This window comes from Pantoea sp. UYEF8 (assembly GCF_040546285.1).
In the GTDB taxonomy this organism is placed as follows: domain Bacteria; phylum Pseudomonadota; class Gammaproteobacteria; order Enterobacterales; family Enterobacteriaceae; genus Pantoea; species Pantoea brenneri.
In genome coordinates, this window is sequence record NZ_JBEPNM010000001.1 from 593630 (window position 1) to 617553 (window position 23924).

The 23924-nt window shown below is 57.4% G+C and carries 28 protein-coding genes and 1 pseudogene; 11 read left to right on the forward strand and 18 right to left on the reverse strand.

The annotated features are described in order from the left end of the window. Positions 1 to 141 precede the first annotated feature (141 nt). Positions 142 to 1335 carry a zinc-dependent alcohol dehydrogenase gene (locus ABIB18_RS02920; protein ID WP_354473610.1) on the forward strand — a complete coding sequence of 398 codons (1194 nt, stop codon included), beginning with the start codon at positions 142 to 144 and terminating at the stop codon, positions 1333 to 1335. Between the two features lie 50 nt (positions 1336 to 1385). Here the strand turns inward: ABIB18_RS02920 and ABIB18_RS02925 are convergent, their stop codons facing one another. Together ABIB18_RS02925 and ABIB18_RS02930 are read right to left on the reverse strand one after the other, a co-directional pair. Continuing rightward, entirely contained in the window at positions 1386 to 1598 is a 213-nt protein-coding gene (locus tag ABIB18_RS02925; RefSeq protein WP_031377737.1) for a hypothetical protein, read from the reverse strand. Between the two features lie 173 nt (positions 1599 to 1771). Next, a complete protein-coding gene (locus ABIB18_RS02930; protein WP_031377736.1) occupies positions 1772 to 2248 on the reverse strand; it encodes a DUF2938 domain-containing protein in 477 nt (158 codons plus the stop codon). A gap of 73 nt (positions 2249 to 2321) precedes the next feature. On the opposite strand from ABIB18_RS02930, the gene ABIB18_RS02935 reads away from it, so the two are divergent. Then, positions 2322 to 2762, forward strand: a complete 441-nt coding sequence (locus ABIB18_RS02935) for a helix-turn-helix domain-containing protein (RefSeq protein ID WP_354473680.1) — start codon at positions 2322 to 2324, stop codon at positions 2760 to 2762. 14 nt (positions 2763 to 2776) lie between these two features. Here ABIB18_RS02935 and ABIB18_RS02940 read toward each other — a convergent pair whose 3' ends face one another. After that, positions 2777 to 3469: a DUF421 domain-containing protein gene (locus ABIB18_RS02940; protein WP_031377734.1), complete on the reverse strand. Its 693-nt coding sequence runs from the start codon at positions 3467 to 3469 to the stop codon at positions 2777 to 2779. A 611-nt stretch (positions 3470 to 4080) separates the two neighbouring features. On the opposite strand from ABIB18_RS02940, the gene ABIB18_RS02945 reads away from it, so the two are divergent. Further along, entirely contained in the window at positions 4081 to 7851 is a 3771-nt protein-coding gene (locus ABIB18_RS02945; RefSeq protein ID WP_354473611.1) for an FAD-dependent oxidoreductase, read from the forward strand. A 22-nt stretch (positions 7852 to 7873) separates the two neighbouring features. On the opposite strand, the gene ABIB18_RS02950 is transcribed toward ABIB18_RS02945, so the two are convergent. Beyond that, entirely contained in the window at positions 7874 to 8200 is a 327-nt protein-coding gene (locus ABIB18_RS02950) for a hypothetical protein (protein ID WP_069728005.1), read from the reverse strand. 353 nt (positions 8201 to 8553) lie between these two features. On the opposite strand from ABIB18_RS02950, the gene ABIB18_RS02955 reads away from it, so the two are divergent. Then, entirely contained in the window at positions 8554 to 9783 is a 1230-nt protein-coding gene (locus ABIB18_RS02955) for an AI-2E family transporter (RefSeq protein WP_031377285.1), read from the forward strand. A gap of 70 nt (positions 9784 to 9853) precedes the next feature. Here ABIB18_RS02955 and ABIB18_RS02960 read toward each other — a convergent pair whose 3' ends face one another. The 3 genes from ABIB18_RS02960 to ABIB18_RS02970 all read right to left on the reverse strand — a co-directional run bounded on the left by ABIB18_RS02960 (position 9854) and on the right by ABIB18_RS02970 (position 11028). Continuing rightward, positions 9854 to 10171, reverse strand: a complete 318-nt coding sequence (locus tag ABIB18_RS02960; protein ID WP_031377286.1) for a KPN_00521 family repetitive protein — start codon at positions 10169 to 10171, stop codon at positions 9854 to 9856. A gap of 140 nt (positions 10172 to 10311) precedes the next feature. Beyond that, on the reverse strand, positions 10312 to 10737 hold the full coding sequence (locus ABIB18_RS02965; RefSeq protein WP_031377287.1) for a DUF4186 domain-containing protein: 426 nt from the start codon (positions 10735 to 10737) through the stop codon (positions 10312 to 10314). Between the two features lie 18 nt (positions 10738 to 10755). Beyond that, a complete protein-coding gene (locus tag ABIB18_RS02970; protein WP_031377288.1) occupies positions 10756 to 11028 on the reverse strand; it encodes a cupin domain-containing protein in 273 nt (90 codons plus the stop codon). A gap of 160 nt (positions 11029 to 11188) precedes the next feature. Here ABIB18_RS02970 and ABIB18_RS02975 point away from each other — a divergent pair, with 160 nt between their 5' ends. Next, entirely contained in the window at positions 11189 to 12085 is an 897-nt protein-coding gene (locus ABIB18_RS02975) for a lipid kinase (protein WP_031377289.1), read from the forward strand. Positions 12086 to 12121: 36 nt separating this feature from the next. Here the strand turns inward: ABIB18_RS02975 and ABIB18_RS02980 are convergent, their stop codons facing one another. The 7 genes from ABIB18_RS02980 to ABIB18_RS03010 form a co-directional block, all read right to left on the reverse strand. Further along, positions 12122 to 12355: a hypothetical protein gene (locus ABIB18_RS02980; protein ID WP_031377290.1), complete on the reverse strand. Its 234-nt coding sequence runs from the start codon at positions 12353 to 12355 to the stop codon at positions 12122 to 12124. Between the two features lie 235 nt (positions 12356 to 12590). Further along, entirely contained in the window at positions 12591 to 13040 is a 450-nt protein-coding gene (locus ABIB18_RS02985; protein WP_046288466.1) for a DUF421 domain-containing protein, read from the reverse strand. Between the two features lie 12 nt (positions 13041 to 13052). Continuing rightward, positions 13053 to 13562 (reverse strand): hypothetical protein, encoded by a 510-nt coding sequence (locus ABIB18_RS02990; protein ID WP_031377291.1) that lies wholly within the window; start codon positions 13560 to 13562, stop codon positions 13053 to 13055. Positions 13563 to 13630: 68 nt separating this feature from the next. Further along, positions 13631 to 14566 (reverse strand): cytochrome d ubiquinol oxidase subunit II, encoded by a 936-nt coding sequence (locus ABIB18_RS02995; RefSeq protein ID WP_046288467.1) that lies wholly within the window; start codon positions 14564 to 14566, stop codon positions 13631 to 13633. 9 nt (positions 14567 to 14575) lie between these two features. Further along, entirely contained in the window at positions 14576 to 15940 is a 1365-nt protein-coding gene (locus tag ABIB18_RS03000) for a cytochrome ubiquinol oxidase subunit I (RefSeq protein WP_354473612.1), read from the reverse strand. 387 nt (positions 15941 to 16327) lie between these two features. After that, the gene (locus ABIB18_RS03005; RefSeq protein ID WP_354473613.1) at positions 16328 to 17293 is read right to left on the reverse strand and encodes a magnesium and cobalt transport protein CorA; all 966 of its coding nucleotides are present in this window, start codon (positions 17291 to 17293) and stop codon (positions 16328 to 16330) included. Between the two features lie 103 nt (positions 17294 to 17396). Beyond that, a complete protein-coding gene (locus ABIB18_RS03010) occupies positions 17397 to 18431 on the reverse strand; it encodes a DUF481 domain-containing protein (RefSeq protein ID WP_354473614.1) in 1035 nt (344 codons plus the stop codon). 238 nt (positions 18432 to 18669) lie between these two features. Between ABIB18_RS03010 and ABIB18_RS03015 the strand changes: the two genes are divergently transcribed. From ABIB18_RS03015 to ABIB18_RS03030, 4 genes are all read left to right on the forward strand, one after another. Then, positions 18670 to 18996, forward strand: a complete 327-nt coding sequence (locus ABIB18_RS03015) for a four-helix bundle copper-binding protein (RefSeq protein WP_354473615.1) — start codon at positions 18670 to 18672, stop codon at positions 18994 to 18996. Between the two features lie 165 nt (positions 18997 to 19161). Continuing rightward, on the forward strand, positions 19162 to 19596 hold the full coding sequence (locus ABIB18_RS03020; protein WP_031377298.1) for a MarR family winged helix-turn-helix transcriptional regulator: 435 nt from the start codon (positions 19162 to 19164) through the stop codon (positions 19594 to 19596). Positions 19597 to 19620: 24 nt separating this feature from the next. After that, entirely contained in the window at positions 19621 to 20352 is a 732-nt protein-coding gene (locus ABIB18_RS03025) for an NADPH-dependent F420 reductase (RefSeq protein ID WP_502922704.1), read from the forward strand. Positions 20353 to 20417: 65 nt separating this feature from the next. Then, the gene (locus ABIB18_RS03030) at positions 20418 to 20633 is read left to right on the forward strand and encodes a nitroreductase family protein (protein ID WP_353933830.1); all 216 of its coding nucleotides are present in this window, start codon (positions 20418 to 20420) and stop codon (positions 20631 to 20633) included. Here ABIB18_RS03030 and ABIB18_RS03035 read toward each other — a convergent pair. Together ABIB18_RS03035 and ABIB18_RS03040 are read right to left on the reverse strand one after the other, a co-directional pair. After that, positions 20593 to 21189, reverse strand: a complete 597-nt coding sequence (locus ABIB18_RS03035; RefSeq protein ID WP_316552072.1) for a DUF1349 domain-containing protein — start codon at positions 21187 to 21189, stop codon at positions 20593 to 20595. The genes ABIB18_RS03030 and ABIB18_RS03035 overlap by 41 nt on opposite strands. 128 nt (positions 21190 to 21317) lie before the next feature. Next, entirely contained in the window at positions 21318 to 21581 is a 264-nt protein-coding gene (locus tag ABIB18_RS03040; RefSeq protein ID WP_316552071.1) for a hypothetical protein, read from the reverse strand. Here ABIB18_RS03040 and ABIB18_RS03045 point away from each other — a divergent pair. Further along, a pseudogene (locus ABIB18_RS03045) lies at positions 21516 to 21929 on the forward strand (LysE family translocator); the annotation flags it as partial. The gene ABIB18_RS03040 and the pseudogene ABIB18_RS03045 overlap by 66 nt on opposite strands. A gap of 260 nt (positions 21930 to 22189) precedes the next feature. Beyond that, the gene (locus ABIB18_RS03050) at positions 22190 to 22426 is read left to right on the forward strand and encodes a DUF2171 domain-containing protein (protein WP_354473616.1); all 237 of its coding nucleotides are present in this window, start codon (positions 22190 to 22192) and stop codon (positions 22424 to 22426) included. A gap of 404 nt (positions 22427 to 22830) precedes the next feature. On the opposite strand, the gene ABIB18_RS03055 is transcribed toward ABIB18_RS03050, so the two are convergent. Continuing rightward, a complete protein-coding gene (locus ABIB18_RS03055; protein ID WP_354473681.1) occupies positions 22831 to 23205 on the reverse strand; it encodes a trehalose-6-phosphate synthase in 375 nt (124 codons plus the stop codon). 404 nt (positions 23206 to 23609) lie between these two features. After that, positions 23610 to 23891: a hypothetical protein gene (locus ABIB18_RS03060; RefSeq protein ID WP_128088281.1), complete on the reverse strand. Its 282-nt coding sequence runs from the start codon at positions 23889 to 23891 to the stop codon at positions 23610 to 23612. Positions 23892 to 23924 lie beyond the last annotated feature (33 nt).

The window sequence follows — 23924 nt, forward strand, 5'->3', positions numbered from 1 at the left end:
TCTGACCCTGCCGCTCTGCTTACTGCCTGCAGGCTGGCTACACTTCAGGCAGGTTTCGGTTTCAGGTTTCCTGAATCTCTCCGCTTTGTCGCCGCGTGCCAGCACATGGCCACAGTCCACTAATCCGCAGGAGTGCAACAGATGAAAGCATTAACCTATCACGGTCCGCATAAAGTCAGCGTTGATAACGTGCCCGATCCGGGACTTGAAGCCGCCGATGACATCATTTTGCGCGTCACCGCCACCGCCATTTGTGGCTCCGACCTGCACCTCTATCGCGGCAAGATCCCCGGTACCGGCCATGGCGATATTTTCGGTCATGAGTTTATGGGTGAAGTGGTGGAAACAGGCAGCGCCGTCACGGCCGTCGCCAAAGGCGATCGGGTGGTGATCCCGTTTGTTATCGCCTGTGGCGACTGTTTCTTCTGCCATCTGCATCAGTACGCTGCCTGCGAAACCACCAACAGCGGTCGGGGCGCCATTCTCAATCGTAAAAACATCACCCCGCCCGCAGCGCTGTTTGGTTTCAGCAAACTGTATGGCGGCGTGCCGGGCGGACAGGCGGAATATGTCCGGGTGCCGAAAGCCAATACCGGCCCGTTCAAAGTGCCTTCACTGTTGTCGGATGAGAAAGTGCTGTTCCTCTCCGATATCCTGCCTACCGCGTGGCAGGCGGTTAAAAATGCCGAAGTTAAACCGGGCTCCAGCGTGGCGATTTTTGGTGCCGGTCCGGTGGGATTACTCAGCGCCGCCTGTGCCCGCCTGGAAGGTGCCGAACAGATCTACATGATCGACCATAACGACTATCGCCTGAACTTTGCCTGCGATCGCTACGGGGTGATTCCGATCAACTTCGATCAAATCAACGACCCGGCCGGCTGGATCATCGAGCACAGCGAAGGCCACCGTGGCGTTGATGCGGTGATTGATGCGGTCGGGTTTGAGGCCAAAGGCAGCCTGACGGAAACCGTGCTCAGCAATCTCAAGCTGGAAGGCAGCAGCGGTAAGGCGCTGCGTCAGTGTATTGCGGCGGTGCGTCGTGGCGGGATCGTCAGCGTGCCGGGTGTCTACGCTGGCTTTATTCACGGCTTCCTGTTCGGCGATGCGTTTGATAAAGGACTGACCTTTAAGATGGGCCAGACCCACGTTCACGCCTACCTGCCGGACCTGCTTAAACTGATCGAACAGGGTCACCTTAAGCCGGAAGAGATTGTTACCCATCATCTGCCGCTGGAAGACGCCGCCCGGGGTTATGAGATTTTTGAGAAGCGACAGGAAGAGTGCCGCAAAGTGATTCTGGTGCCCGGCATGACGGCTACTCAGGCCACACTGTAACCTGTACGCCTCGGCGCACCGGCTGCTTTCTCCGCCGGTTGCGCCGGACGCTACATCCGCCACGGCTTGCATTGCAGGCTGACCCGCCGCTCCGGCCGCTCCTGCAGATGTTCATCCGGGGTATCGGCGGTATCCGCCAGGCTCCCCTGCTCCAGTAACCGTGCGCTGTGTGAGTGAGGATGACTCTCGCTCATCAGCTGCTGTGAAAACGCGCCAAACGATAACAGCAAAAACAGTAACGCACTGGCCAGCCTGATGCGCATCGGTGACTCCTGCAGAGGGATGGAGGTCGCTATGCTGCCCGAATCTGTTTGATTTTCTGTCAGTGGCAGGCAAAGTTATGTGGTAACCGGAAACACCTCGCGACCGGTTTAACCGCCGTTCAACCACAGTAGATCCAGCAAAAACGTACCCTCAGCACCTGTTTCGCTGCGGTTCAGATCAGTGGCTGTAGCCCGACAGCGGCTAAATAAAGTCCCAGCCCATAAACCAGATGAGTCACAGCGCTATTCAGCCTGGCTTTGCCAGGCACGGGCGTCTTCGATGCGGCAATCCCCCACCCGAGGGCGGGTTGCATGATGAAAAAGGGAGCCATCAGGCTAAGAAGACCGCTTATCACTGCGCTTAATAGATCGGGATGTTCTGGCCACTGCTGGCCTCGCCATAACAGTGGAATAAAGGCAAAGGCCATTCCTGTGAGGTAGTGGACGGCCCATCCTGTAAAGGTTTCGCCTTTGACTGCAGGCGTATCGTGAATGGTGTGGTGAAAGTAACGTCCTTTACTCATCCACAGTATCCAGCGGCCAACGAGGGCGTAATTAAGGGAAGGTACCGCGAACAGGTAGCGTCGGGCCAGGCTCCAGCCATCCATAATCAGGGTCGCCAGCAGCCCGGTAAGCAGTATCTCAGTCACGTGAATTCTCCTGTGATAATCAGATGGTATGCTGATTCAGAGGATGCAACGTGAAGTGAGGTTTAAGTCAATGATAAAAGAACTCGATATTGCTGATGTCGCCGATCGCAGCGGGCTTGCGCCTTCAGCGCTGCGTTTTTATGAAAAGAAGGGGCTGATCAAATCGATTGGCCGCAAAGGATTACGTCGGCAATACTGCGCCAGCGTGCTTGAAAAACTGGCGCTGATCACACTGGGCCGCAGCGCCGGTTTTACTCTGGATGAGATTGCCAGTCTGTTTGATGCACAGGGTAAACTCTCGCTGGATCGACTCTTGCTCATCGCTAAAGCCGACGAGATCGATAACACGATTCGTCAGTTGAAAAAGGTCCGTGATGGTTTGAGACACGTCGCGCACTGTCCTGCCAGCGATCACCTGCTATGCCCGGAATTTCAGAAAATTGTCCGGCGTATGCAATCCCGGTCAGATCGCACAACGGGTTATTACTCCAATTCACCCGCAGCCCTGACCTGACCTGACGCCCGTCGTCAGTGCAGGCGGCGGGTTTGCAGCGCAACCGACCAGCGCTGGCGCTGGCAACGCGGGCAGACCGCTTGCTGCTGACCGGCGATCTGCTGCGTCTGGCCGCAGTGGGTACAGGCATAGAGTCCGCTGTGCGGCACGGTATCGAAATCCTGGCGGTGTTCGGGCGGTAATACGCTTAAACCGGCACGCATCTCATCGTCGTTGTAAAAGTAGATGCTCAGCTGACCATCTACTTCCACCAGCGCCAGCCGGATCTGCCCCAGATGCTCTACCCCACTCTGTCGCAACTCCATGTAGAACTCATCTTCCGAAATGTTCAGATGATCGAGACTCTCCAGCACGTACAGCCCCTGTTTGATCAGCGTAATCACATCGCCCTGAATCAGACGTGAAAAGCGCGGGCTGCGCGCAGTCAGCATGGTGGTCAGCCGGTAGAGCGTCAGCAACACCACAAACACCATGATCACCGGCAACACCGGCACATCGTCATAGAAAGTGACATCACCTGAGGCGGACCCGAGCGTCAGAATGACCACCAGTTCGAACAGCGACAGCTGACGCACTCCGCGGCGACCCGAGACTTTCAAAAAGGTGAACACCACCAGATAAGCGATCAGCACCCGCGCTACCACCTCAAACAGAAAAGTGGCGGGTTGATCGTTGAGTAAGAAACGGTGCCAGTCGAATGAGAACATAAGCTGTGAAACATCCTGTCAGTCAAAAGGAGCCGCGATGCCGTGGCCGGTCGGTTAACCGCCTGCCGATCGAGGCCAGTGATAAATTAATCTTGCTGGTGGAAGATGAAAAGGCAAGCGAAGCAGCACCTTCCCCGGCCGCTGAGTCTGCCCGCTTTGCATCTCATGGAAAAGGTTCACAAAGCTTAAAATCGCCCGTTACCGGTGACGTTTCGCTTATCGTCTTACGCTAAATTTCAAAGCTTAAATTTTCCTGATTTATAATGGCTATATTCTGCCGCTGTGCTTTTTCTTTTTACATCAATACATTGCGAAGAACCTCGCCTTACCTATACTTTCCAGTAAGGCTTCCATAACCCTCAGTAACACTACGAGAAGCCAGCAGTTTTCCCGCCGATAGCGCTGCGTGTTGTTACCCGCTATCCCTCACTCGTCGTCAATGCGTCAGGCCCTGCTGCCTGCAACGCTGCGACGGCTGATTCTGGCAAGGAGCGCCCGCCAGTGCAGAGTGGCCACACCGGCCAGTCTGTTTTACATACTGCCCCCCTCACCTGACCCGTTCTGCTACGGCTTGTCAGCGGGATAAGTGTTGCTGTTTTACGGGAGATGCCATGACCCCCTTTACCAGTTTCTGGCAGGCCGGCTATGAAGGTGCCGATCACATCAATCCTGCGGGCGTCGCGCTGTCGATGAACGACCTGAACCAGCATCAGGCGCGTGCGGCAGAGGATTATGCCGCGCTGGCACCGTTCGCTATCCGAACCGTGCGCGAAAGCGTCGGCTGGCGACTGTGCGAACGGGATGGCCGCTATGACTTTTCAACCGTCGCCGCCCGGATGCAGGCGGCCCAACAACAGGGCATCCAGCTAAGCTGGACCTTCTGCCATTACGGCTGGCCCGACGACCTGAGCCTGTTTGACCACGACTTTGTCAGCCGTTTCGCCGCCTTTTGCGGCGCGCTGGCGCGCTTTCTGGCTCCCTGGTATCACAGCGCACCGGTCTATTCGCCGATGAATGAAATCTCTTTTCTCAGCTGGGGTATCTCGGTTGGCGTATTTGCCTGCGCCAGTTGCCCACAACCGGATTGCGCCGATGCCGCTAAACAGCAGCTGGTGCGGGCCACGCTGGCGGCCTGCGATGCGATCTGGCAGGCCGATCCGCGGGCGCGTCTGCTGCATTGCGATCCGCTGATCCATATCGTGCCCGATCCGGCCGATCCCGACAGCGTTCAGACCGCCGCGCTGATGCGTGAAACCCAGTATCAGGCGTGGGACATGCTGAGCGGCAGGCTGCATCCCGAACTCGGAGGCGCAGAACGTTATCTCGACCTGATCGGCGTGAATTACTACCACGATAATCAGTGGGAGCAGGGATCGAATCAGCGCCTCTATTGGCACCTTGGCGATCCCCGTCGAGCGCCGTTACATCAGCTGCTCCGGCAGGTGTATCAGCGCTATCAGCGCCCGCTGCTGCTGGCGGAAACCAGCCACGTCGGCAGCGGACGCGGTGCCTGGATCGGCCAGATTGGCGCCCAGGTCGCGCAGGCGCTGCTGGCAGGCGTCGACCTGCTCGGCATCTGCCTCTATCCCATCCTTGATCGGCCTTTATGGGAGCAACCCACCTTCTGGACCCGCAGCGGCCTGTGGGATCTCGATTGGCTGGGACCCGATCCTTACGCCCGTCAGTTACAGCACCCTTACGCTGACGCTTTGCGCCAGGCGCAGCAATCTTTGCAACACATCCAACTATCACAACGGCATTGTCAGGAGTCCGCTATGAACAACCCACCAGTACTCATTGTTTTCAGCCATTTACGTTGGGGCTTTGTTTTTCAGCGTCCGCAGCAGTTACTGACGCGCCTGGCGCAGCACTATCGGGTGCTGTTTGTCGAAGAGCCGGTCTGGCAGGCCGAGCCGCCAGGACTGCATCAGAGTCAGCCGGCCGCCAATATTACGGTGATCCAGCCGCATACCGATATTCAGGCTGCCGGGTTTCACGACAGCCAGATCGCCCCGCTGCAACTGCTGCTGGCTCCGCTGATGGACGAAGATCAACAACCGCTGGTGTGGTTTTATACGCCGATGGCGCTGCCGTTGCTGACGCCGTTTAATCCGGCGCTGGTAATTTACGACTGCATGGATGAGCTTTCCGCCTTTCACAATGCTCCGCGCCAGCTTCAGCAGCGCGAGTCAGCACTGATGACCCGCGCCGATCTGGTGTTTACCGGCGGCTCCAGCCTGTATGAAGCCAAACGTGATAAACATCCGCAGGTGTACTGCTTCCCGAGCAGCGTGGATGCCGTCCATTTTGAGCAGGCGCGCGATCGCAGCAACCGCCATCCGTTGCAGGATTCGATTCCCGCCCGGCGTCTTGGCTACTATGGCGTGCTGGATGAGCGCATCGATCTGCCGCTGATCGCCGCGCTGGCTGACAGTCATCCCGACTGGCAGATTATTATGGTCGGCCCGGTGGTGAAAATAGATCCGGCCAGCCTGCCGCAGCGTGTCAATATTCACTGGCTCGGCCAGCAGCCTTATCAGGCGCTGCCGCAGTTCCTCGCGGGCTGGGATGTCTGCCTGATGCCGTTCGCGCTCAACGCCTCAACCCGCTACATTTCGCCGACCAAAGTGCTGGAGTATATGGCGGCGCAACTGCCGATTGTCAGTACCGCCATTACCGACGTCGCCCGCCACTATGCCGATGAGGTCGCCGTCGCCGGTGATCATCAGCAGTTTATCGCCGCCTGTGAACGGGCAATCGCCCTCAGCGCGGCCGACCGGCTGGCGCTGGCGGGAAACATGCAGGCAAAAGTCGCTGCCACCTCGTGGGACAGCACGGTGGAACAGGTACACGCGCTGATCCAGCAGGCGCTGACACGCAAACAGACACTGACAACGGCCAGCCCGCCGCTGACCGAACCGCAGCAGGCTAACGTCAGCGCGTTAACCCCGGCGATGCTGGAGAGTGCCGCGGTGGAGTGCCTGATTATCGGTGCCGGGCCGACCGGCCTGAGCGCCGGTTATCACTACGGTGAAGGCGCGGTGCTGCTGGAAAAAAATGCCACACTTGGCGGCTGGTGCCGGTCGGTTGAGGATCAGGGATTCACCTTCGATTACGCCGGCCACATTATGTTTTCGCAGGACTCTTACGTCCTGCAGCTGTATCAGATGCTGCTGGGCGACAACCTGCACTGGCAGGCGCGTGAAGCCTGGGTCTATACCGACGGCGTCTTTACCCGCTATCCGTTCCAGTCTGCGCTGCATGGTCTGCCGGTTGAGGTGGTGAAGGAGTGCGTGCTGGGGGCGATTGAAGCACGTTATGGCGAAAGCGCGCCCGTAGCCGTACCGCTGGAACGGGCACGTCAGCGGCGTGACTGCTGCGCCGACGGTGCGCTGCCTGATGAGGGCAACGGCGTTGGCGAGGTGCAGGATCAGGAAGATTTCCATCACTTTATCCTGCGCACCTGGGGCAAAGGCATCGCACGACACTTCGCCCTGCCCTACAACCAGAAGCTGTGGAAAGTGCCGCTGACCGATATGGAAACCTCGTGGCTGGGCGGACGGGTGCCGTTACCGGATCTGGCGCAGATTATTGATGGCGCGCTACAGCCGCTGGCGAAACCGGTTGGTCCGAATGCCCGCTTTGGCTATCCGCTGCGGGGCGGCTTCCAGGCATTGATGTCCGGTTTTCTGCCACATCTGAAGTGCCAGCTCGAGACCGGGGCGCGCTTAATCCGGCTTCATCCGCAGGCGCACGTCGCGCTGCTGGCCGACGGACGCCACTATCGCTATCAACAGCTGATCAGCACTATGCCGCTGCCGGAGCTGATTAAACTGATGGGTGATGAGGTACCGGATACGGTGCAGCAGGCGGCGGCGCAGCTGCAGTTTGTCTCAGTCCGCTGCGTCAATCTGGGGATCGGTCGCGCCGGGCTGACGGATAAACACTGGATTTACTATCCCGGCGATACCCTGTTTCATCGCATCTTCGTGCAGGGCAATGCCAGTCCGCACTGTAATCCGCCCGGCGGTTTCGGCTTAACCTGCGAGATCACCTACAATGCCGCTAACCCGCTGCCGCTGGAGGGCGAGGCGCTGATTGAGCGCTGCCGTCAGGACTGCATCCGGGTCGGGATGATTCGCGATGACGATCGGCTGCTGTGCGCGTCGCAGGTTGATATGCCCTACGCCTATGTGGTGTATGACCATGCACGCAGCCGTAACGTGGCGCTGATCCGGCAGTGGCTGCTGACGCAGGATATTCACTTATCCGGCCGATACAGCGAGTGGGAGTATTACAACTCTGACCACGCCTTTCTCGCCGGTAAACGCGCGGCTGAAAATGTCAGGATGCAGCATCTCAGCCAGCGCACGCGCGGTTAACCCCGGTCAGGCAGCCAGCGGCTCAGGCCACGCGCTGGCTGCACTTCGCCGCTTTCAGCGACTGCAACTGCTGCAGTCGCGAATCCGCCTTATGGCTGGCGTTGAGCTTCGCAATGCCGTTACCGATACCAAAATCCCCGATGAAGCCCATCACGGTCAGCGCATCGAAGCGGCCGGTTTGATCAATCTCACTCTGCACGCTGTGGGCTTTGACGATCTCCTGATCCAGCAGTCTGCAATCCAGCACCGCCGTCTCTTCAGGCGTTACCGCGGACGCCTGCGGATACTGTTTGGTGGCGCAGCCGCTTAACAGCATCACCAGCACGCCTGACATCACTATTCTGTTCATTATTCACCGCCATCGTTTCATTGCGCTCAGAGATATATCGGCAGCGCAGCCAGCGATCGTGAATCTGTTTGCTACCAATAATGGGCGAAACCGCTACGCTAAGGTAGGATTTAGCGCGCCGCAACAAAGCCAGGCCCTGCCTGCAGCCCAGGTCAGGCTGCGAGCGGCATCGGCGGGTTAAGTATTTGCGCCTTATCTTTCAATTTGTTAGTCAGAATGGTGCTGTAGCTGGCACCCTTAACAGAGTAAAATCCTGACGCGAAAGCTGCCCGATAGCGCTCGTCTGAACGAGGCTACGCGCAGCACACGCGGCAATCAGGATTATCAGGGGACGTTTACCATGAGGTTTTTCCATGCGTTTTAAAGGATTGAACATCGGTTTTTTCATTCTGATTCTGGCGATTGCTACCCTCGCCTTTTTTGAGGTGCTGTCACCCTATTTTTCGCCGATTTTATGGGCGGCGATTCTGGCGGTGATTTTCCATCCGCTAAAAACCTACCTGCGGACCCGAATGGGCGAGCGCAATGGTCTGGCGGCGTTGCTGACCCTGCTCTGTATCTGCCTGATCGTCTTCACGCCGCTGGCGATAATCGCCTCCTCGCTGGTGGTCGAAACTAACGCGGTTTACCACAAGCTCCAGACAAACTCGGCGCAGTTCCCGGTGGTGTTTGCTGACCTGTTGCAGCATTTGCCGCGCTGGGCGAAACATTTCCTCGCCGAAAATAATCTGGATAACGCCACGCAGATTCAGGAGAAACTCTCCTCATTCGCCCTGAAGGGAGGCCAGTACGTAGCAGGCAGCGCCTTCATCATCGGTAAAGGCACCTTTAGCTTTACCGTGGGCTTTGGCGTGATGCTCTATCTGCTGTTTTTCCTGCTGAAAGATGGCTCTTACCTGGTGCATCTGATCCTGGAAGCGTTGCCGCTGTCGACCTACGTTAAGCATCACCTGCTGGTGAAATTTGCTGCGGTCGCGCGTGCCACGGTGAAAGGCACCGTGGTGGTCGGGGTGGTTCAGGGGATACTCGGCGGTCTGGCGTTCTGGTTTACCGGCATTGACGGCAGCCTGCTGTGGGGTGCGCTGATGGCGTTCCTGTCACTGATACCGGCGGTCGGTTCCGCCATCATCTGGGTGCCGGCAGCGGTATTCTTCTTTGCCACCGGCGCGCTGTGGAAAGGTCTGTTCCTGGTGGGCTTCTTTGTGGTGATTGTGGGCCTGGTGGATAACATTCTGCGTCCGCTGCTGGTCGGCAAAGATACCAAAATGCCTGACTACCTGATCCTGATCGCCACGCTGGGCGGTATGGAAATCTACGGCATTAATGGCTTTGTGATCGGTCCGGTGATTGCCGCGCTGTTTATCGCCTGCTGGAATCTGCTGTCAGGCCGCGATAACCGCGAAAACATCGAAGAGATTGATGAAGAGGTGATCGAGGAAGGCAAGAAACAGTCAGACACCGCAGCCGAAGCCGCGGCTGAAGCCGCCGCTGCGGCTGCGGATGCGGCAGCTGAAGCCGAAATCAAAGTCTCGGCATTAGCCGCCGCCGAGGCGGAGAAAACGGCCAGCGCCAGCAAAAAGTAAATAAAAAAACCCACCTGACGGTGGGTTTCTTTTTTAATCTGACAGACTGTTTAATCTGGCAACAGGCGGCTTAGTTAGTCGCTTTGTTTTTCAGATCTTCAGCACCCTGCTTGGTTTTATCCCAGCCTTTCTCGGTGCCTTCTTTGGTCTTGTTCCAGCCTTTCTGCGCGCCTTCAGTCACTTTGCTGCTGGTGGCATCGCTTTTGCCTTCAGCCGCATGCTGAGACTTGAGCTTTAACTCTTCGCCCTGATGCTGCGTCTGATGCAGTTTTTCTTTCGCGGTATCCGCGCCTTTATGCGCTTCTGCAACGGTGTTGTCTGTGGTGGTCGCGGCAAAGACTGGCGAAGCCAGTAAAATAGCAGACAGTGCAATAATTGTTTTCTTCATAATTCCCTCTGTATTGAATAGTTGCCGTGTCAGGTCTTAATCCTGGCATAGCGCGGCCAGGAAAGATTTAAGAATAAACCAGGAATGAAAAAGGGCCAGTTTGCGCCAGAAAAATCGCTATCCGCCCGATATTCACGCCCTCACCATAACGCCAGCTGCGGATCGTCATCCGGTTTTGCCTTCGCTTTTTGCGGTCGGGCAGGCGGTGCCGGTCGCTGCATCTGCTGGTCAATCCACTGCAACAACACCGCCACCAGATACGCCTGCTGCCCGGCGTTCAGCGGCTGGTCCGGCGCAATGTGGTGCCATTTACTCAGGCAGCCGCGGCAACAGATGGCGGTCGCATGCTGGGCGATAAACACCGGATGCCCGCGCATCGGCGTCTGTTTGCCGTCATTGGCCGGCCGGGCCGGGGCCAGCCGCTGGGCAATAAACTCCGCCGCATGCTGGCGCAGTACCGCTTCGCCTTTGCTGCTGGCGTAGTCATATTCTGCCCGTCCCAGCCGGAAACGCTGGCGAAACGGCGACTGTGCCAGACGGGTAAAAAGATCGTCAGAAGAGGTCATAAAGTCTCAGATCGGGCCTTAATCGTATTTGCGCCCCGCCAGATAACGCACGCCCTGCGGGCCAAACGCCTCACGGTGCAGTTCGTTGGATTGAAGATGGAACGTCTCTCCGGGGTGATAGGTGATGTCACTCTGCTCGGTGCTGATGGTGATGTCGCCACTGAGAATCAGGGCTAGCGCCTCAAAGGGATGGACATGATTATCGAGCTGGGTGGCGGCTGCGCGCTCGACCAGTACCGGTTCATCAAAACCCTGTTCGGCTAACAACGTTCTGAATTCGTGTTCCGTCATTGTTCCTCCTGCGTGTGGACCTGAACATTAGCAGTGTAGACGATCTTTATTATCTGTCGGTATGCCTGTCGCGCTGCGTAAAGTAGCGCAAGGCCGGTTGTGAGCCGGTGGTGCCAGTGCTGTACTTGCCGCTCCGTCACCACCAGGAGAGACCACAGGTATGCCTGCACCGCTTAATACCGCCCTGCTACTGATCAATCAGCGCTCGCGTAAAGGGCGGACCGACGCCAGCCGGGCGAGAACGCTGCTTACCGATAGCGGCATCGCCCTGCTGCAGCCGCCCGACGAGGATGCGCGCAGCTACCCTGAGCTGATTAACGCTTACGCCGATCGCGTTGATGCGGTCATCGTCGGAGGCGGCGACGGTACGCTCAATGCTGCCGCGCCCGGCCTGATGCAGACCGGTCTGCCGCTCGGTATTTTACCGCTCGGTACCGCCAACGATTTTGCCCGCACCCTGGGCATCGGTGCCAGTCTGGAGCAGGCGGTGAAGGTTATTGCTGACGGTAACCTGCGCCCGGTCGATCTCGGCGAAGTGAATCAGCACCTGTTCCTCAACGTCTGCAGCATCGGCTTTTCAGCGGAACTGGCACGGAATCTGACGGCGGAATCGAAAAAACGCTGGGGTATCGGCGGCTATGCGCTGGCCGCCCTGCGGCTGTTACGCCAGAGTCGCCCGTTCAGCGCCACGCTGATCCATCAGGGTGAGCGGACGCCAGTCAAAACCGTGCAGGTTTCGGTCGGCAATGGTCGGTTTTATGGTGGTGGTATGACGGTGGAACAGCGCGCGACTCCGGATGACGGCCTGCTGGATGTTTACAGTCTGGAGTTGCAGCGAAGCTGGCAGCTGATCGCCCTGCTGCCTGCGCTGCGACGCGGCACCCACGGGCGCTGGCGTAACGTGCGGGCGTTCAGCACCACTGAATTGATCATTGAGACGCGTCGTCCTCATTACATCAATGCGGACGGCGAGATTATCGGGCAGACGCCAGCGCATTTTCGCCTGATTGCGCAGGCACTGCGGGTTTATGCGCCATCCGCTGGAGCGGGGAAATAGGGAGTCACACTTAATCGCCTGCAGCCACCGTCCGAATCAGGACTCTGTTGCGTGTTGCTCAGCATAATCAATGTGTTCTGACAGATTAACCACCAGCTTTTTCGCCATCTCCAGGGTCATGCCGAAATAGAGAGACTCCTGCTGGCGTTTGGTGAACGGGGCTTTGGGATCGTGGTAACCAAACTGCAGCACCAGCGCCTGATGACCGGTAAGCGGCCCGATGTGCCAGCCGGTGACCGGATAGAAGGTAAAACTGTTAAATTTATTCACTTTGAACCTGACCGTGAAAGCATAACGCTGATTGGGAGTCAGGCCAGCTCTGGTTATAAAAACGTGAGTGGAGAGCTGAGTCTGAACTAAATCCGCAAAATCACAAGGGGAACGGCAGAATAAGCGAAGCGTGACGCTCGCCGGGCAGGTATACGCTAACGCGCTGACCGAACAGGAAAAATCACCTGCAGACGCCGGACCGCAACGCCTGCAGGGCCTGACAGCGCGCTGCCAATTATTTTTGCGGCAGCGGAATAATTGAAATGTGGCCGTTTACCTCCAGCACCGCATATTTAATCTGGTCAAACCGTTCCAGTCCCTGACTCGATCGCGCCGCTTCCAGCACATCATCAGGGCTGATGCCGGTCATTTTCATCCGTTCAGTCAGTAAATTGCCATTCTCAACCAGGATCACCGGACCGCCATCAATCGCCTGCTCGACCACCGGGAAACGGTTTTTCAGTTTTCCCAGCACGATATCGATGGTCACCAGCGTAATGATGGTCAGGGCGGCACCGGTAACCGAAAAGTCGTCGCCCAGCAGCGCCTGCTGGGTCGCTTCACTGATGATCAGCAGCAGGATTAAATCAAACGAGGTCATCTGCAACAGCGTGCGTCTGCCGGCGATTTTGATCACCACCATCAGCACCAGATAGATACCCGCCGCACGTAATACCGTTTCCATAAAGCGCTCCTGTCAGGGATAAATCCATTGGGTGAAACGGGCCGGCGGATGCTCGCCGCTGCTGACGCTGACGGCAATGCGGCCTGGACTGCGTGGCTGCAGGCCGAGCCAGATGGCGTGATCCGGGCCGGTATCGCGCGACGAGAAGGTCAGCCGCAGATCGCTGCCGAGGGTAATCGCCTCCAGCGGCTGCGGCTGCAGCGTCTGAATTTGCAGATTATCCAGCGCCCCGTGACCGAGGGTGACGCTGAACCGCTCCGCCGTCGGTGATTTGATGCGGATCGTCATGTCCATATTGCTCTGGACCCGGCCAAAACGCTCATACTCCACCCGAATCGCGCCATCCGGCGACACGGCGCTGCCGTTACTCAGCACCCCTTTTGAAAACAGCCCGCACGCGCCGAGAATCACCAGAAGGATCAGGAGATACTCGCCGACGCGCTGAATCAGCCATTCACGGCGTATCCAGCGGACATCTTCTTTTATCGGGTAATCCCGACTGCTGATTTGCTCTTTTTTCACCGTTGCCTCGCCTCCTGTCAGTACCACCCGCCAAACTGCATCCTGCCTAAAGCATAGCGGGCGTCGGTTTATTTACCGCGTCGTTCAATCCAGAACGACCAGCTGTGATAAAGCAGCGTCAGCGGCATGGCGATGGCCGCGCCCACCAGCACAAACCCCTGGGTGACCGGTGATGACGCGCTCTCACTGAGGGTAAATTGGTGCGGCACTAACCACGGATAAAGACCACACAGCAGGCCGATAAACACTGCGCCGATCAGCATCAGCGTCACCAGAAGCTGCACCAGCGGCCGGGCGCGCCACAGCGCCAGCGGCAAGGCGATCCACAGGATGACGATCGCCGCACCGGCCACTTTCCCCAGCGGGCGCTGCCAGCTTTGCTGCCAGAGGTCGGCGTTAAGATAGAGTTCGATCAGAAACACCAGCAGCGCCAGCAGCCACCACAGCCAGCTCTGTGCTTCGGCCAGCGGCTGCACCTTGTCGCCAATCCGCCAGCCGATCCAGCAGCAGGCCAGCAGCGAATTAATCGCCATTAAGCCCACGCCGCTGATCAGCGGAACCATGCTCAGTCCATCGGGCAGGCCGGTGTGCGGCTGGGCGCTGATGATCATTCCGGCGCACCAGCCCTGAATAAAGGTCGCCAGCGCCGAACTGCTGGCCATAATGCGGTCCAGCCAGTGACGTAAGCGGGTGCTGCTCTGGGCGCGATACTCTAGCGCCATCGCCCGCACCACCAGCGCCAGTAACATGGCGAACAGCGGCGCGCTCAGCTCGCTGAGCAGCAGGCTGTAGACCGGCGGAAACAGCGCCAGCAAGCCGCCCGCGGCCAGCACCAGCCAGGTTTCATTGGCATCCCACACCGGCAAAATGCTGTGGGTCATCAGTTCACGCTGCTGGTCGTCGTGAAACCAGAAAAACAGCATCCCCACGCCGAGGTCGGTGCCATCCAGCAGCAGATAGAGCAGCAGCGAAAGACAGATGATCAGCGCAGAAAGATCGGCCATGGCGGACTCCTAATTGGGCGTTTTCAGCTGAATAACCACCGGTTTTCCCGACGGCAGTTCACCCTTAATCCGGCGCAGCAGATAGTGTAAGCCGAGGGCGAACACCAGCCCGTAGATCAGCAGTACCGCGAGGAAAATACCGAGCGTGGTGCTGAGCGCCAGCGGCGACACGCTCTGTGCGGTGCGCACCATGCCATAGACCGTCCACGGCTGACGCCCGACTTCGGTTACGACCCAGCCTGACAGCAGCGCGACAAAGCCGGCTGGCGAGAGCCAGGTCAGCCAGCGCAGCAAGCGCGCTGAGACCGGTAATCGCCCGCGCCAGCGCTGCACATTGGCTACTAGCGTGGTCAGCAGGATCACCCCGCCTAAGCCCACCATCAGGCGAAAGGCGAAAAAGACCGGCAGCACCGGCGGGATCGCATCGGCGGGAAATTCGCTGAGACTTTTGATGTGGCCGGTAAGATTGTGCCGCAGATAGAGCGAGCCGAGATTGGGCTGGCTGATCTCCAGATGGTTGCGCTGCGCCTGCTGATCCGGCAGCGCAAACAGCCGCAGCGGTTCGCCCTCGCCGGGTGCCGGCGGATGCCAGCCGCCTTCGATGGCCGCCAGTTTGGCTGGCTGATAGTCGCGGGTATTTTCACCGTGCAGATCGCCCAGAACGATCTGCAGCGGCACGGCAAACAGCAGAAAGGTCAGCGCACTGTTGAGCATCAGGCGTGAAGCAGCCTCAGCTTTAAAATGGCGCAGCCGCCAGGCCGCCACGCCCATCACCAGCACCGCCACGGCAATCAGTGATGCCATCACCATATGGCTGAAGCGCCACGGAAAGGAGGGGGATAGTAAGATCGATCGCCAGCTTTCGGCCAGAAACACGCCGTTCTCATCACGGCTGAAACCGACCGGCGTATGCATCCACGAATTAGCGGCCAGAATCCAGAAGGCGCTAAGAAACGCCCCGGCCGCCACCAGACAGGTCACCGCGAAATGCACCGCCGGACGAATTTTATTGAAGCCAAACAGCATTACGCCGGTCAGCGCCGATTCGAGAAAAAAGGCGATCAGCACCTCATAAAACATCAACGGCCCGATAACGCCGCCGACCTGATGTGAAAAGCGCGCCCAGTGAGTGCCGAACTGAAACTCCATCACCACGCCAGAGACCGCGCCGATTGCCACCGTCAGGGAAAAGATTGTCAGCCAGAAGTGCAGCGCATCGCGGGCGGCCTGCTGTTTGCCCCACAGCCAGCGCGCTTCAAACCACACCAGAAAAGGGGCCAGCCCCAGCGTCAGCGCCGCGAGGGTAATGTGCATGCCCATGGTTAGCGCGAACTGCGTCCGGGCTATGATTAAAACCCAGTCGGCGTCAGTCACGATCGGGCTTACCCTTAGCGCCCCGCACAGGACGCGGTGGATGAGCGTCAGACGTTAATAAGCGCGGAGGGTTAATCCGTTCTGTCATCTGAATTTCTCCGGATGTAAATGCGTCGCCGCATATCAGCGCTGCAAATCAGCAGTGCAAACTCTATTTCGCCAGGGCGGCGGTGTTATACGATTGTATTATCAGCGTAGCGAACAAATAAAAAAGCGGCCAGTTAAGCCGTGCGCCGGATATAGAAACAGGACCAGGCCAGGCTTATTTCCACTGCAGAATAATCTGGCCTTACTGAAAAAATAGTTATTATTCGCCGTGGTTGTCGCTGCGCTTAAATAAGGCTAAGCGCAGCGCGTAAATAAACTACCGGGTAATTGTCCGCAACGTTACAGCCAGCCTGAACGGCGTAATTTCGCCCACAGTCCGCCGCAGGCCAGCAGGGTTATGCCGACCGCCAGCGGATAGCCATACAGCGACTTAAGCTCGGGCATATGTTCGAAGTTCATGCCGTACATGCTGAATATCACGGTCGGGATCACCAGTATCGCCCCCCAGCCCGCCAGCTTTTTCACCACCTCATTCTGCTGTACCGTCACCAGCGCCAGATTGACCTGCATGGCGCTGGTCAGCATCTCGCGCATATCCTCGGCGTCGGTCACCACATGACGGGCGTGATCCTGCACGTCACGGATATAGGCCCGCAGCGGGCGCGGGATCAGATCTTCATGCAGGTGAATCAGCTGATTACAGATCTCCTCCAGCGGCAGCGCGGCATTGCGCAGCGTCAGCAGATGACGGCGCAGAGTGTAGACCGCCTGCACCGACTGACGATCAAATTCGCTTTTGAACAGATCGTTCTCCATCTGGCCGACCCGTTCATTCAGTGAGGTCGAGAGTTCCGCATAGCGATCGACAATAAAGTCGAGCAGGCAATAGAGCGGATAACCCGGTCCGAGCTTAAGCAGCGCCGGGTTTTCTGCTGCCCGCTCACGCACCGGTGAATAGCTTTCTGACGCGCCGTGACGGATGCTGATCAGGAAATTTTTCCCGACAAAGAAATGGGTTTCGCCGAGTTCGCAGCTGTCATCTTTTGCCCGCACCGTCTTAACCACAATAAACAGCGATTCGCCGTAATGCTCAATCTTGGGCCGCTGATGGGCATAGAGAGCATCCTCGACTGCCAGTTCGTGCAGCCCGAACTCCTCTTTGATTTTCTCCATGAACGCCGGATCGGGCTGCCACAGGCCAAGCCAGATAAACGCATCCGGCTGCTTAATCACCTCACTGATTTTCTCGACATCCACCTCTTCGCCCGCACATCCCGGACGATAGCCCCTGCTGCTTACGATCATCTTCTGCACTCTCCCTTTGTCGGTATCAGCAGCTTAGTCAAAGCCGTGCCGGGATCGTAAGAAAAACGGTAAAACTTTGCTGCAATCTCCCCTGCCCGATGCCTTACCACTTCACGCCCAGGCCGGTTGAGAAAGTCCCTTCGTTGAGGGTATCCGGCGTGCCGTTCACCAGGTTGCGGTGATAGCCGAGATGCAGGGTTGACCACGAGGTCAGGGTGTAACGCAGGCCGACTTCGGCATCCAGGGTAAAGACACCATCGTCATCCAGCGAATGGCCAACGTCACCGTTGCTGTAGAGCGTGACCGATTTGCCCAACAGATAACGCTGATAGCTCCAGCGTACCGAGGCACCAAAGTGTTTCTCTTCCCGCCCGTCGCTGTAGCCATAACCAAACGCCCCGCCCAGTATCGATACCGAGAAGGAACTGAGTTCGGTATCCCACAGCTGGTAGCCCGGTCCGGTGCCTATCAGCGCCTGACGCGACAGATCTTCGACCCAGTCGCGTTTGTAGGTAGCGCGGGTTTGCCAGAAAAATTGCTCCCGGAACAGGTAATCAAAAGCATAACGCAGGCTGTAGTTGTCGGTATTGACGTCTTCATTCTCCTGCTCGCGGTTATAGGTCGCGCCGATATCGTGACGCCATTTGCCCTGCGCCAGTTTGGTATTGAGGGAGAAATTGTAATCGTCGGTTTTGGTCGAGGCTTTTTTGACCTTCATGCCGGCGTCGATGTTGCCGGTCCACGACAGCTGATCGGTGCGGACTTTGGCTTTCATAAACTCGTCGATACGCTTTACCGAGATCTTCTCTTCACGCTCATTGCGCTCCACCCAGATATAGCCGGGATCGGAGGCGGAGAGCCGGACCTGATAGCGCTCGCCGGTTTTCTTGTTTTCGACATTGACCGGATTTTCGCTCGCCAGGGTACTGACCACGTTCCAGTCGAGGGTGACCGTTCCGGCATAGGCAGTTTCTATCGCCAGTTTGCCATCGCTCAGGTAGCGCACCGTGCCGATCAGCCGGTCGCCATTGTTCAGCCAGACGGTATCAGCAGCGGCCTGGTCTGCCCATCCGAGAGCGAGGCCCACCGTCAGTAGCGGACTGATCAGGTGTCGTATCGGGCCGATGGTGCGATGCATAGCGTTCCCTGTTAAGGCGTCGGTCGTCTTCCACGGGCAATAAGGCACCGCTGATTGAGGCTTAATAATTAAGACTATAACGGGCAGATATGCAATGCCGGTCAGCGCACACCGGCTCAGAATGCTGCCCGCGCGCTGGAATAAGCGAAGTGCGGAAAAGATGATTAACTTATTCGCTGTTTGCATAATCAGCGTTCTTTTCCAGGCTTAAACAGGCAAACCCACATAAGGAGGCAACATGAACGACGAATTTAAAAAGTGCATTGAGGCCTGTTATCTGTGTGCCACAGCCTGCGATCACTGTGCGGCATCCTGCCTGCAGGAAGAGAACCTTGAGATGATGCGCAACTGTATCCGGCTGGACATGCAGTGTGCCAGTCTCTGTCGGCTGGCAGCGCAGTTTATGGCGCTGCAGAGCGAATCAGCCCGCCCGCTTTGCCAGCTGTGCGCCGACCTGTGTCAGCAGTGCGGCGACGAGTGCGGTCAGCACCAGCACGATCACTGCCAGCAGTGCGCTAAGGCCTGCCATCACTGCGCTGAAGCGTGCCGCCGCATGGCCGCCTGACAGCCCCGCCATCGCCCCCGGAGCCCGCCAGCCGGGGGCGAAAATCCCTGCCCGTTCCCGCAAAGGCGAAACCGCACAAATTACCTGCTGACAGCGCTTTAATCGCGGCGTCGCTTGTCCTACACTTTTATCTGTTGCACTAGATAATCAAACACAAGGTAAATCATGAGTTGCGAGTCACGTGCCGACATCGGCAAACAACTGTCGTTCGCCCTGTATGGCGCCGCCAGCCGGATGAACCGGATGCACAAACCTTTTCTGGATCCGCTGGGCCTGACCTTCCCGCAATATCTGGTAATGCTGGAGCTGTTCAGCGAGACGCCACGCAGCGTCGGCGATCTGGGGAACCGGCTGGGCATGGATACCGGCACCATTACGCCGGTTCTCAAGCGGCTGGAAGCGGCCGGGCGGATTGTCCGCACCCGCGACCGTAATGATGAACGACGGGTGTTGATCACGCTGACCGCGCAGGGTGCCGCCCTGCAGCAAACCTTGTGGACGATTACCGACAGCATTAAATCCGCCTGCAACCTGTCGGATCAGGAGCTGGCCGCGCTACGCGACACCCTGCTCGACTTCGCCCATCCGGCGCAACAATAACGCCCATCGACAAAGAGGAAACAGATGAATATCAGCATCATTGGCGCAGGCAATATCGGCGCAACCCTGGCACGCAAACTGGCCGCCGCCGGTCACACCATCCGACTGGCAAACTCACGTGGTCCTGACTCGATTCAGACGCTGGCCAGAGAAGTGGGTGCCACGGCGGTAACCCGCGAAGACGCCGTTCAGGACGCCGAAGTGATCATCCTGGCGATACCTTTCGATAAGCACCCGGCGCTGGCCAGCCTGTTAAACGCTGCACCTGCGGACGCCATCATCATTGATACCAGCAACTACTATCCGTTCCGCGACGGCGATATTGCGGCACTGCAGCAGGGGCAGACAGAAAGCCAGTGGGCCAGCGAACAGCTGCACCGTCCGGTGATTAAAGCGTGGAATGCGGTACTGGCGGCGACGCTGGCCGAAAAAGGCCAGCCGGCGGGTCAGCCCGATCGCCTGGCGATACCGGTTGCCGGTGACGATGCGCAGGCGAAAGCCGTGGCAATGACGCTGGTCAACGTGACCGGTTTTGATGCGGTTGACGCGGGTTCGCTGAGCGACTCATGGCGTCAGCAGCCGGGTACGCCCGCCTACTGCACTGAACTGTCCCAGCCCGCGCTGATTAGCGCGCTACAGGCGGCCGACCGCGACCGCGCACCGCACAACCGCGATGCGCTGATCAACGAGTTCATGTCAGCCGGAGAGCTGACGCATGCGGCGATCGTGGCGCGCAACCGTGCCGTCACCGCCTGAAAAAGTGCTAAGAAGCAGACTCCTGCACACCGTCCGACGCCGGTGAGCTGAGTTTCAGGCAGACGGTGCGGCAAGGTCGCTGTTACCGTCGATCCCTGCCAGCGCCGGTGCCTCAGCAGACGCTGCGATCGGTGCCGGAACAGGCCCGGCGCGCGCCGTCGGACAGCAATACTCAGCGGTGGCAGGTGATCTCAGCCAATCGATCACCTTTCACGGCCAGGCGCCGTTTATGGCAGATGTTCAGGACAAATCGTGCAGCTCTTTGCCGAGTGGCGGGCTGAGCGTGAAGTGTGCGATGCGAATCGCCAGCCCGGCACGTTCGGGTGAGCAGCCCATCACCCCGACAAAGCGCCGCCCACGGCCGGGCCACGGACAGAGGCGTAACAGCGGCCACTGCTCGCCGTCGGTTGAGTACTGAATGCGCAGCGCCTCATTAACCAGCGTAGCCCGCAGCCAGAAGCTGCGCGGATCGCCGGGAAACAGGCCGGTTGACCAGTCTGATCTCTCGCGCGTAACCACGCAGCCTAACGCCGGCTGGTCATCATTAAATTCAATGCCCGCCTTAACCCAGTGCGTCTCATCATCCTGAATAAACAGCCCGGCCTGATCGTACAGCTGGCTGAAATCCGCCCTGACCTGCACCTGTACCGTAAAGTCCTCATCGATCCAGAATCCATAAGCGTGTCCGCTGTGCCGGGCAAAACCGTACCAGGTGCGCTGCCAGAAATCGCTGTTAAACGCCGTCTCAAAGCGTAATTCACCCTGCTCAAGATGATGTACCGGCGGCGGATTGATCCAGACGCCGCCGTCGGTGGAAATTGAATCGATCGCTGACATACCTTCTCCTGTAGACGTTGCACTTGTTGCCGTCGGGTGCGGCCTGATTTGACCAGCATAGCGCGCTTACTGGAGATGCGGCGACGACAGGCAGCGTATTTAATAGCGAAACGCCTTCTGGCAATAATTTAAACCCGTGCCGATACACAGCTATTCAGGCCGGGAAACAGGCGGCGCGCCCGGCAATATAATCGGTTTATTAACGCTATTTTTGGATAACAAGACATCCAGACTTTAATAAAAACCATACCGTCATAAGTCATAACTACGGTAAACGAGGCCGCGCCCCACAAAGGATTAAATAAGGCGTTCACTGCCCACAGGTTATTTTTACTCAACTTAACCGGGCGGCGGCGCTCTATCTTTGCATTCTCGCCTGGCAGTTCTGGCATTATGTTCCGCATGCCATCAATATTGACCAGCGGGCGAGTCGAAAAGCGCTGATTTCGGCATGGCTTTCAGGCCTGACTATTACGCTGGGTAATCCCAAAACCATTGCCTTTTATCTGGCTATTTTGCCGCTGGTGATCTCCGTGGATAGGGTTTCACTGCAAACCTGGGCCATGATGCTGGTGCCGTTGACTATTCTGGTCCTGCTGCTGGTGGGCGCGATTTTTATTCTGGCTGCGCTGCGGATTCGGCACTTTTTAACCCGCCCCCGCGCCCAGCGCATATTGTTCCGCTCGGCGGGTAGCATTATGTTGCTGGCGGCCATCGGCATGGTCGCAAAATCCGTCTGAACGCTGACCGGGCCTGCTTTTCAGCGAACTATGAGTCCGGGGGGCACGGCAGTCAGCAAGGGCAGCGACCGATATTCTGGCGCTACGCCGATCAGGACCATAATTAACTGATTTATTCAGCTAACTGACGAAGCCGTTATTTTCTCCGGCAGCCCGTAAAATATTTCATTTTGTTAATATGCTGGCGTAATTCAGCTTCAGCAACCAGGATTAATCGGTCTGAGGCAATGACCTCACAAATGAATAAGGAGGAAATTTCCATGGTAGATAAATCACAAATTTTAGACCACGCTCAGGTCGTTGATGTTAATGGTGAACACGTAGGGGTTGTTGATCATTTTGAAGGTGACGATAAAATCAAGCTGGCAAAAAGCGATCCTGAAGCGGGCGGGCAACACCATATTATTCCCTTTAGCTGGGTAAAAGAGGTGGATGATAATAAAGTCATTCTCTCTAAAGCGAAGGCAGATGTTGAAAGCGAGTGGCAGATTGCATAATTTTCTGGCCGTGGCGCACGCCACGGCTCTGTTTTATCCGTTAACTTGCTGCTTATTGTCGCTCACGTTCCAGTTTGATAAATAATCCCACCCTCTAGAAAACCCAGCATGATTCACGGTATTTAGCCAGGATAAAACACAGTTTACTCAACCATTTTTTGCTAATGGAAAGTGTTCAGTAATAAACAGCCATGCTGTCTAATTTTTTATCAAACCTGCACCGCAACAAACCATCATTCAGAGCAGTCATTCCTGCGGAAAAATATCCCTGTACTAACCAAAGCGGAAAGCAGGATATCTTCATTGCGTCCAGCATTCTGAATGCCGCTGAATGTACCGTCAGGTTTAACGGCTAGCGGGTCCTGTCACGCCCGTTCTGTCCGCCAGACACCCATGCCGGGCTGTCAGTAGCGCGGCCGGTTACCAAACCCGGCGGAATCTATCAGACCCGCTGCCGGCATCGCTCCGGTATCACCTGGTGACCCGCTCAGCTGGCTCAGGAAGCGCGCTGACCACCAGTGGCTGTCATGAATATGCAGTTCCTTTATCAGCTGCTGGTGATACGCCTGCCTGACGGATAAAGGCAGGCGCAGCGCGGTATGAATAGCCGCCGCAATCTCATCAGAATCATACGGATTAACAATAATCGCCCCCTTCATCTGTTCAGCCGCGCCGGCAAAGCGAGAGAGTATCGATTGCCCGCTGATCCGGGCGCTGCATTTGAATGCTGACAGGGCGACCGTAAAAACGGTATCCCCCCTCGCCTTCTCCGATCTCAGCCGGTCTTCAGCGTGACTGAATCGTGAAGGTTACTGAGCAGACAGTTAACCGGATGGCAGATAAAAAAGGCGTAAAGAGTGCGAAGCGGAATATAAAAATGCAGTAAATAGGGTGCAGTCGATCGTGGATATGATCAGGCGGGGAAGTGATAAACCGGGGAGCCGGCCAGGTTGTGCAGCGGTGATGCGGACGGTTGAGAAAAGAGAGGATGAACGCTGCCCGCAGATGAACGGACGACACCCGGCCGCCGCCCGTGATGAACGGCAGACGCCTTGCCCGCTCCGGCAGAACACTCACCTGCTCTGCCGGACACGGCGCGGCGTGATGTTGGTCGAGACTCTTGCCTGAACGGCATTAATACCGGCTTTCCGTCAGCGGCCTCCTGACCGGCCGTAAAACCGGCTTACCCGCGCTCCATCACTTTAATCCCTTCTTCAGGCTCCCATACCGCCCAAATTTCCCAGAATAAATCGTTAACCGTTTCTTTAAGCGCTTCCGGGTGAAAGCGGGTGCTGCGATAAACTGAACCGAGTCTGGCATCAATGTGTGCGTCACCGTTAGCGGTACCGATATTCATCGCAAAGGCATCGCAGTTCATCGAAAGCCAGATAATCCGGGCACAGGTACAGGAGGGAGGATTGTGCAGCGTAATATGACTAACTACTGCGTCTTCAGAAGTGTTCATAACAGGACCTATTGGCAAGTTAAATAGCGGTCA

Coding starts and splice junctions, on each gene's coding strand:
- ABIB18_RS03010 (WP_354473614.1), bottom strand. CDS start 18,431: ATGCATCGCACCATCGGCCCGATACGACACCTGATCAGTCCGCTACTG.
- ABIB18_RS02960 (WP_031377286.1), bottom strand. CDS start 10,171: ATGAAGAAAACAATTATTGCACTGTCTGCTATTTTACTGGCTTCGCCA.
- ABIB18_RS03020 (WP_031377298.1), top strand. CDS start 19,162: ATGAGTTGCGAGTCACGTGCCGACATCGGCAAACAACTGTCGTTCGCC.
- ABIB18_RS02965 (WP_031377287.1), bottom strand. CDS start 10,737: ATGACCTCTTCTGACGATCTTTTTACCCGTCTGGCACAGTCGCCGTTT.
- ABIB18_RS02950 (WP_069728005.1), bottom strand. CDS start 8,200: ATGAACAGAATAGTGATGTCAGGCGTGCTGGTGATGCTGTTAAGCGGC.
- ABIB18_RS02985 (WP_046288466.1), bottom strand. CDS start 13,040: ATGGAAACGGTATTACGTGCGGCGGGTATCTATCTGGTGCTGATGGTG.
- ABIB18_RS02925 (WP_031377737.1), bottom strand. CDS start 1,598: ATGCGCATCAGGCTGGCCAGTGCGTTACTGTTTTTGCTGTTATCGTTT.
- ABIB18_RS03015 (WP_354473615.1), top strand. CDS start 18,670: ATGAACGACGAATTTAAAAAGTGCATTGAGGCCTGTTATCTGTGTGCC.
- ABIB18_RS03035 (WP_316552072.1), bottom strand. CDS start 21,189: ATGTCAGCGATCGATTCAATTTCCACCGACGGCGGCGTCTGGATCAAT.
- ABIB18_RS02940 (WP_031377734.1), bottom strand. CDS start 3,469: ATGTTCTCATTCGACTGGCACCGTTTCTTACTCAACGATCAACCCGCC.
- ABIB18_RS03005 (WP_354473613.1), bottom strand. CDS start 17,293: ATGATCGTAAGCAGCAGGGGCTATCGTCCGGGATGTGCGGGCGAAGAG.
- ABIB18_RS03060 (WP_128088281.1), bottom strand. CDS start 23,891: ATGAACACTTCTGAAGACGCAGTAGTTAGTCATATTACGCTGCACAAT.
- ABIB18_RS02970 (WP_031377288.1), bottom strand. CDS start 11,028: ATGACGGAACACGAATTCAGAACGTTGTTAGCCGAACAGGGTTTTGAT.
- ABIB18_RS02995 (WP_046288467.1), bottom strand. CDS start 14,566: ATGGCCGATCTTTCTGCGCTGATCATCTGTCTTTCGCTGCTGCTCTAT.
- ABIB18_RS03025 (WP_502922704.1), top strand. CDS start 19,621: ATGAATATCAGCATCATTGGCGCAGGCAATATCGGCGCAACCCTGGCA.
- ABIB18_RS02955 (WP_031377285.1), top strand. CDS start 8,554: ATGCGTTTTAAAGGATTGAACATCGGTTTTTTCATTCTGATTCTGGCG.
- ABIB18_RS03050 (WP_354473616.1), top strand. CDS start 22,190: ATGGTAGATAAATCACAAATTTTAGACCACGCTCAGGTCGTTGATGTT.
- ABIB18_RS02945 (WP_354473611.1), top strand. CDS start 4,081: ATGACCCCCTTTACCAGTTTCTGGCAGGCCGGCTATGAAGGTGCCGAT.
- ABIB18_RS02975 (WP_031377289.1), top strand. CDS start 11,189: ATGCCTGCACCGCTTAATACCGCCCTGCTACTGATCAATCAGCGCTCG.
- ABIB18_RS02920 (WP_354473610.1), top strand. CDS start 142: ATGAAAGCATTAACCTATCACGGTCCGCATAAAGTCAGCGTTGATAAC.
- ABIB18_RS03040 (WP_316552071.1), bottom strand. CDS start 21,581: ATGCCAGAACTGCCAGGCGAGAATGCAAAGATAGAGCGCCGCCGCCCG.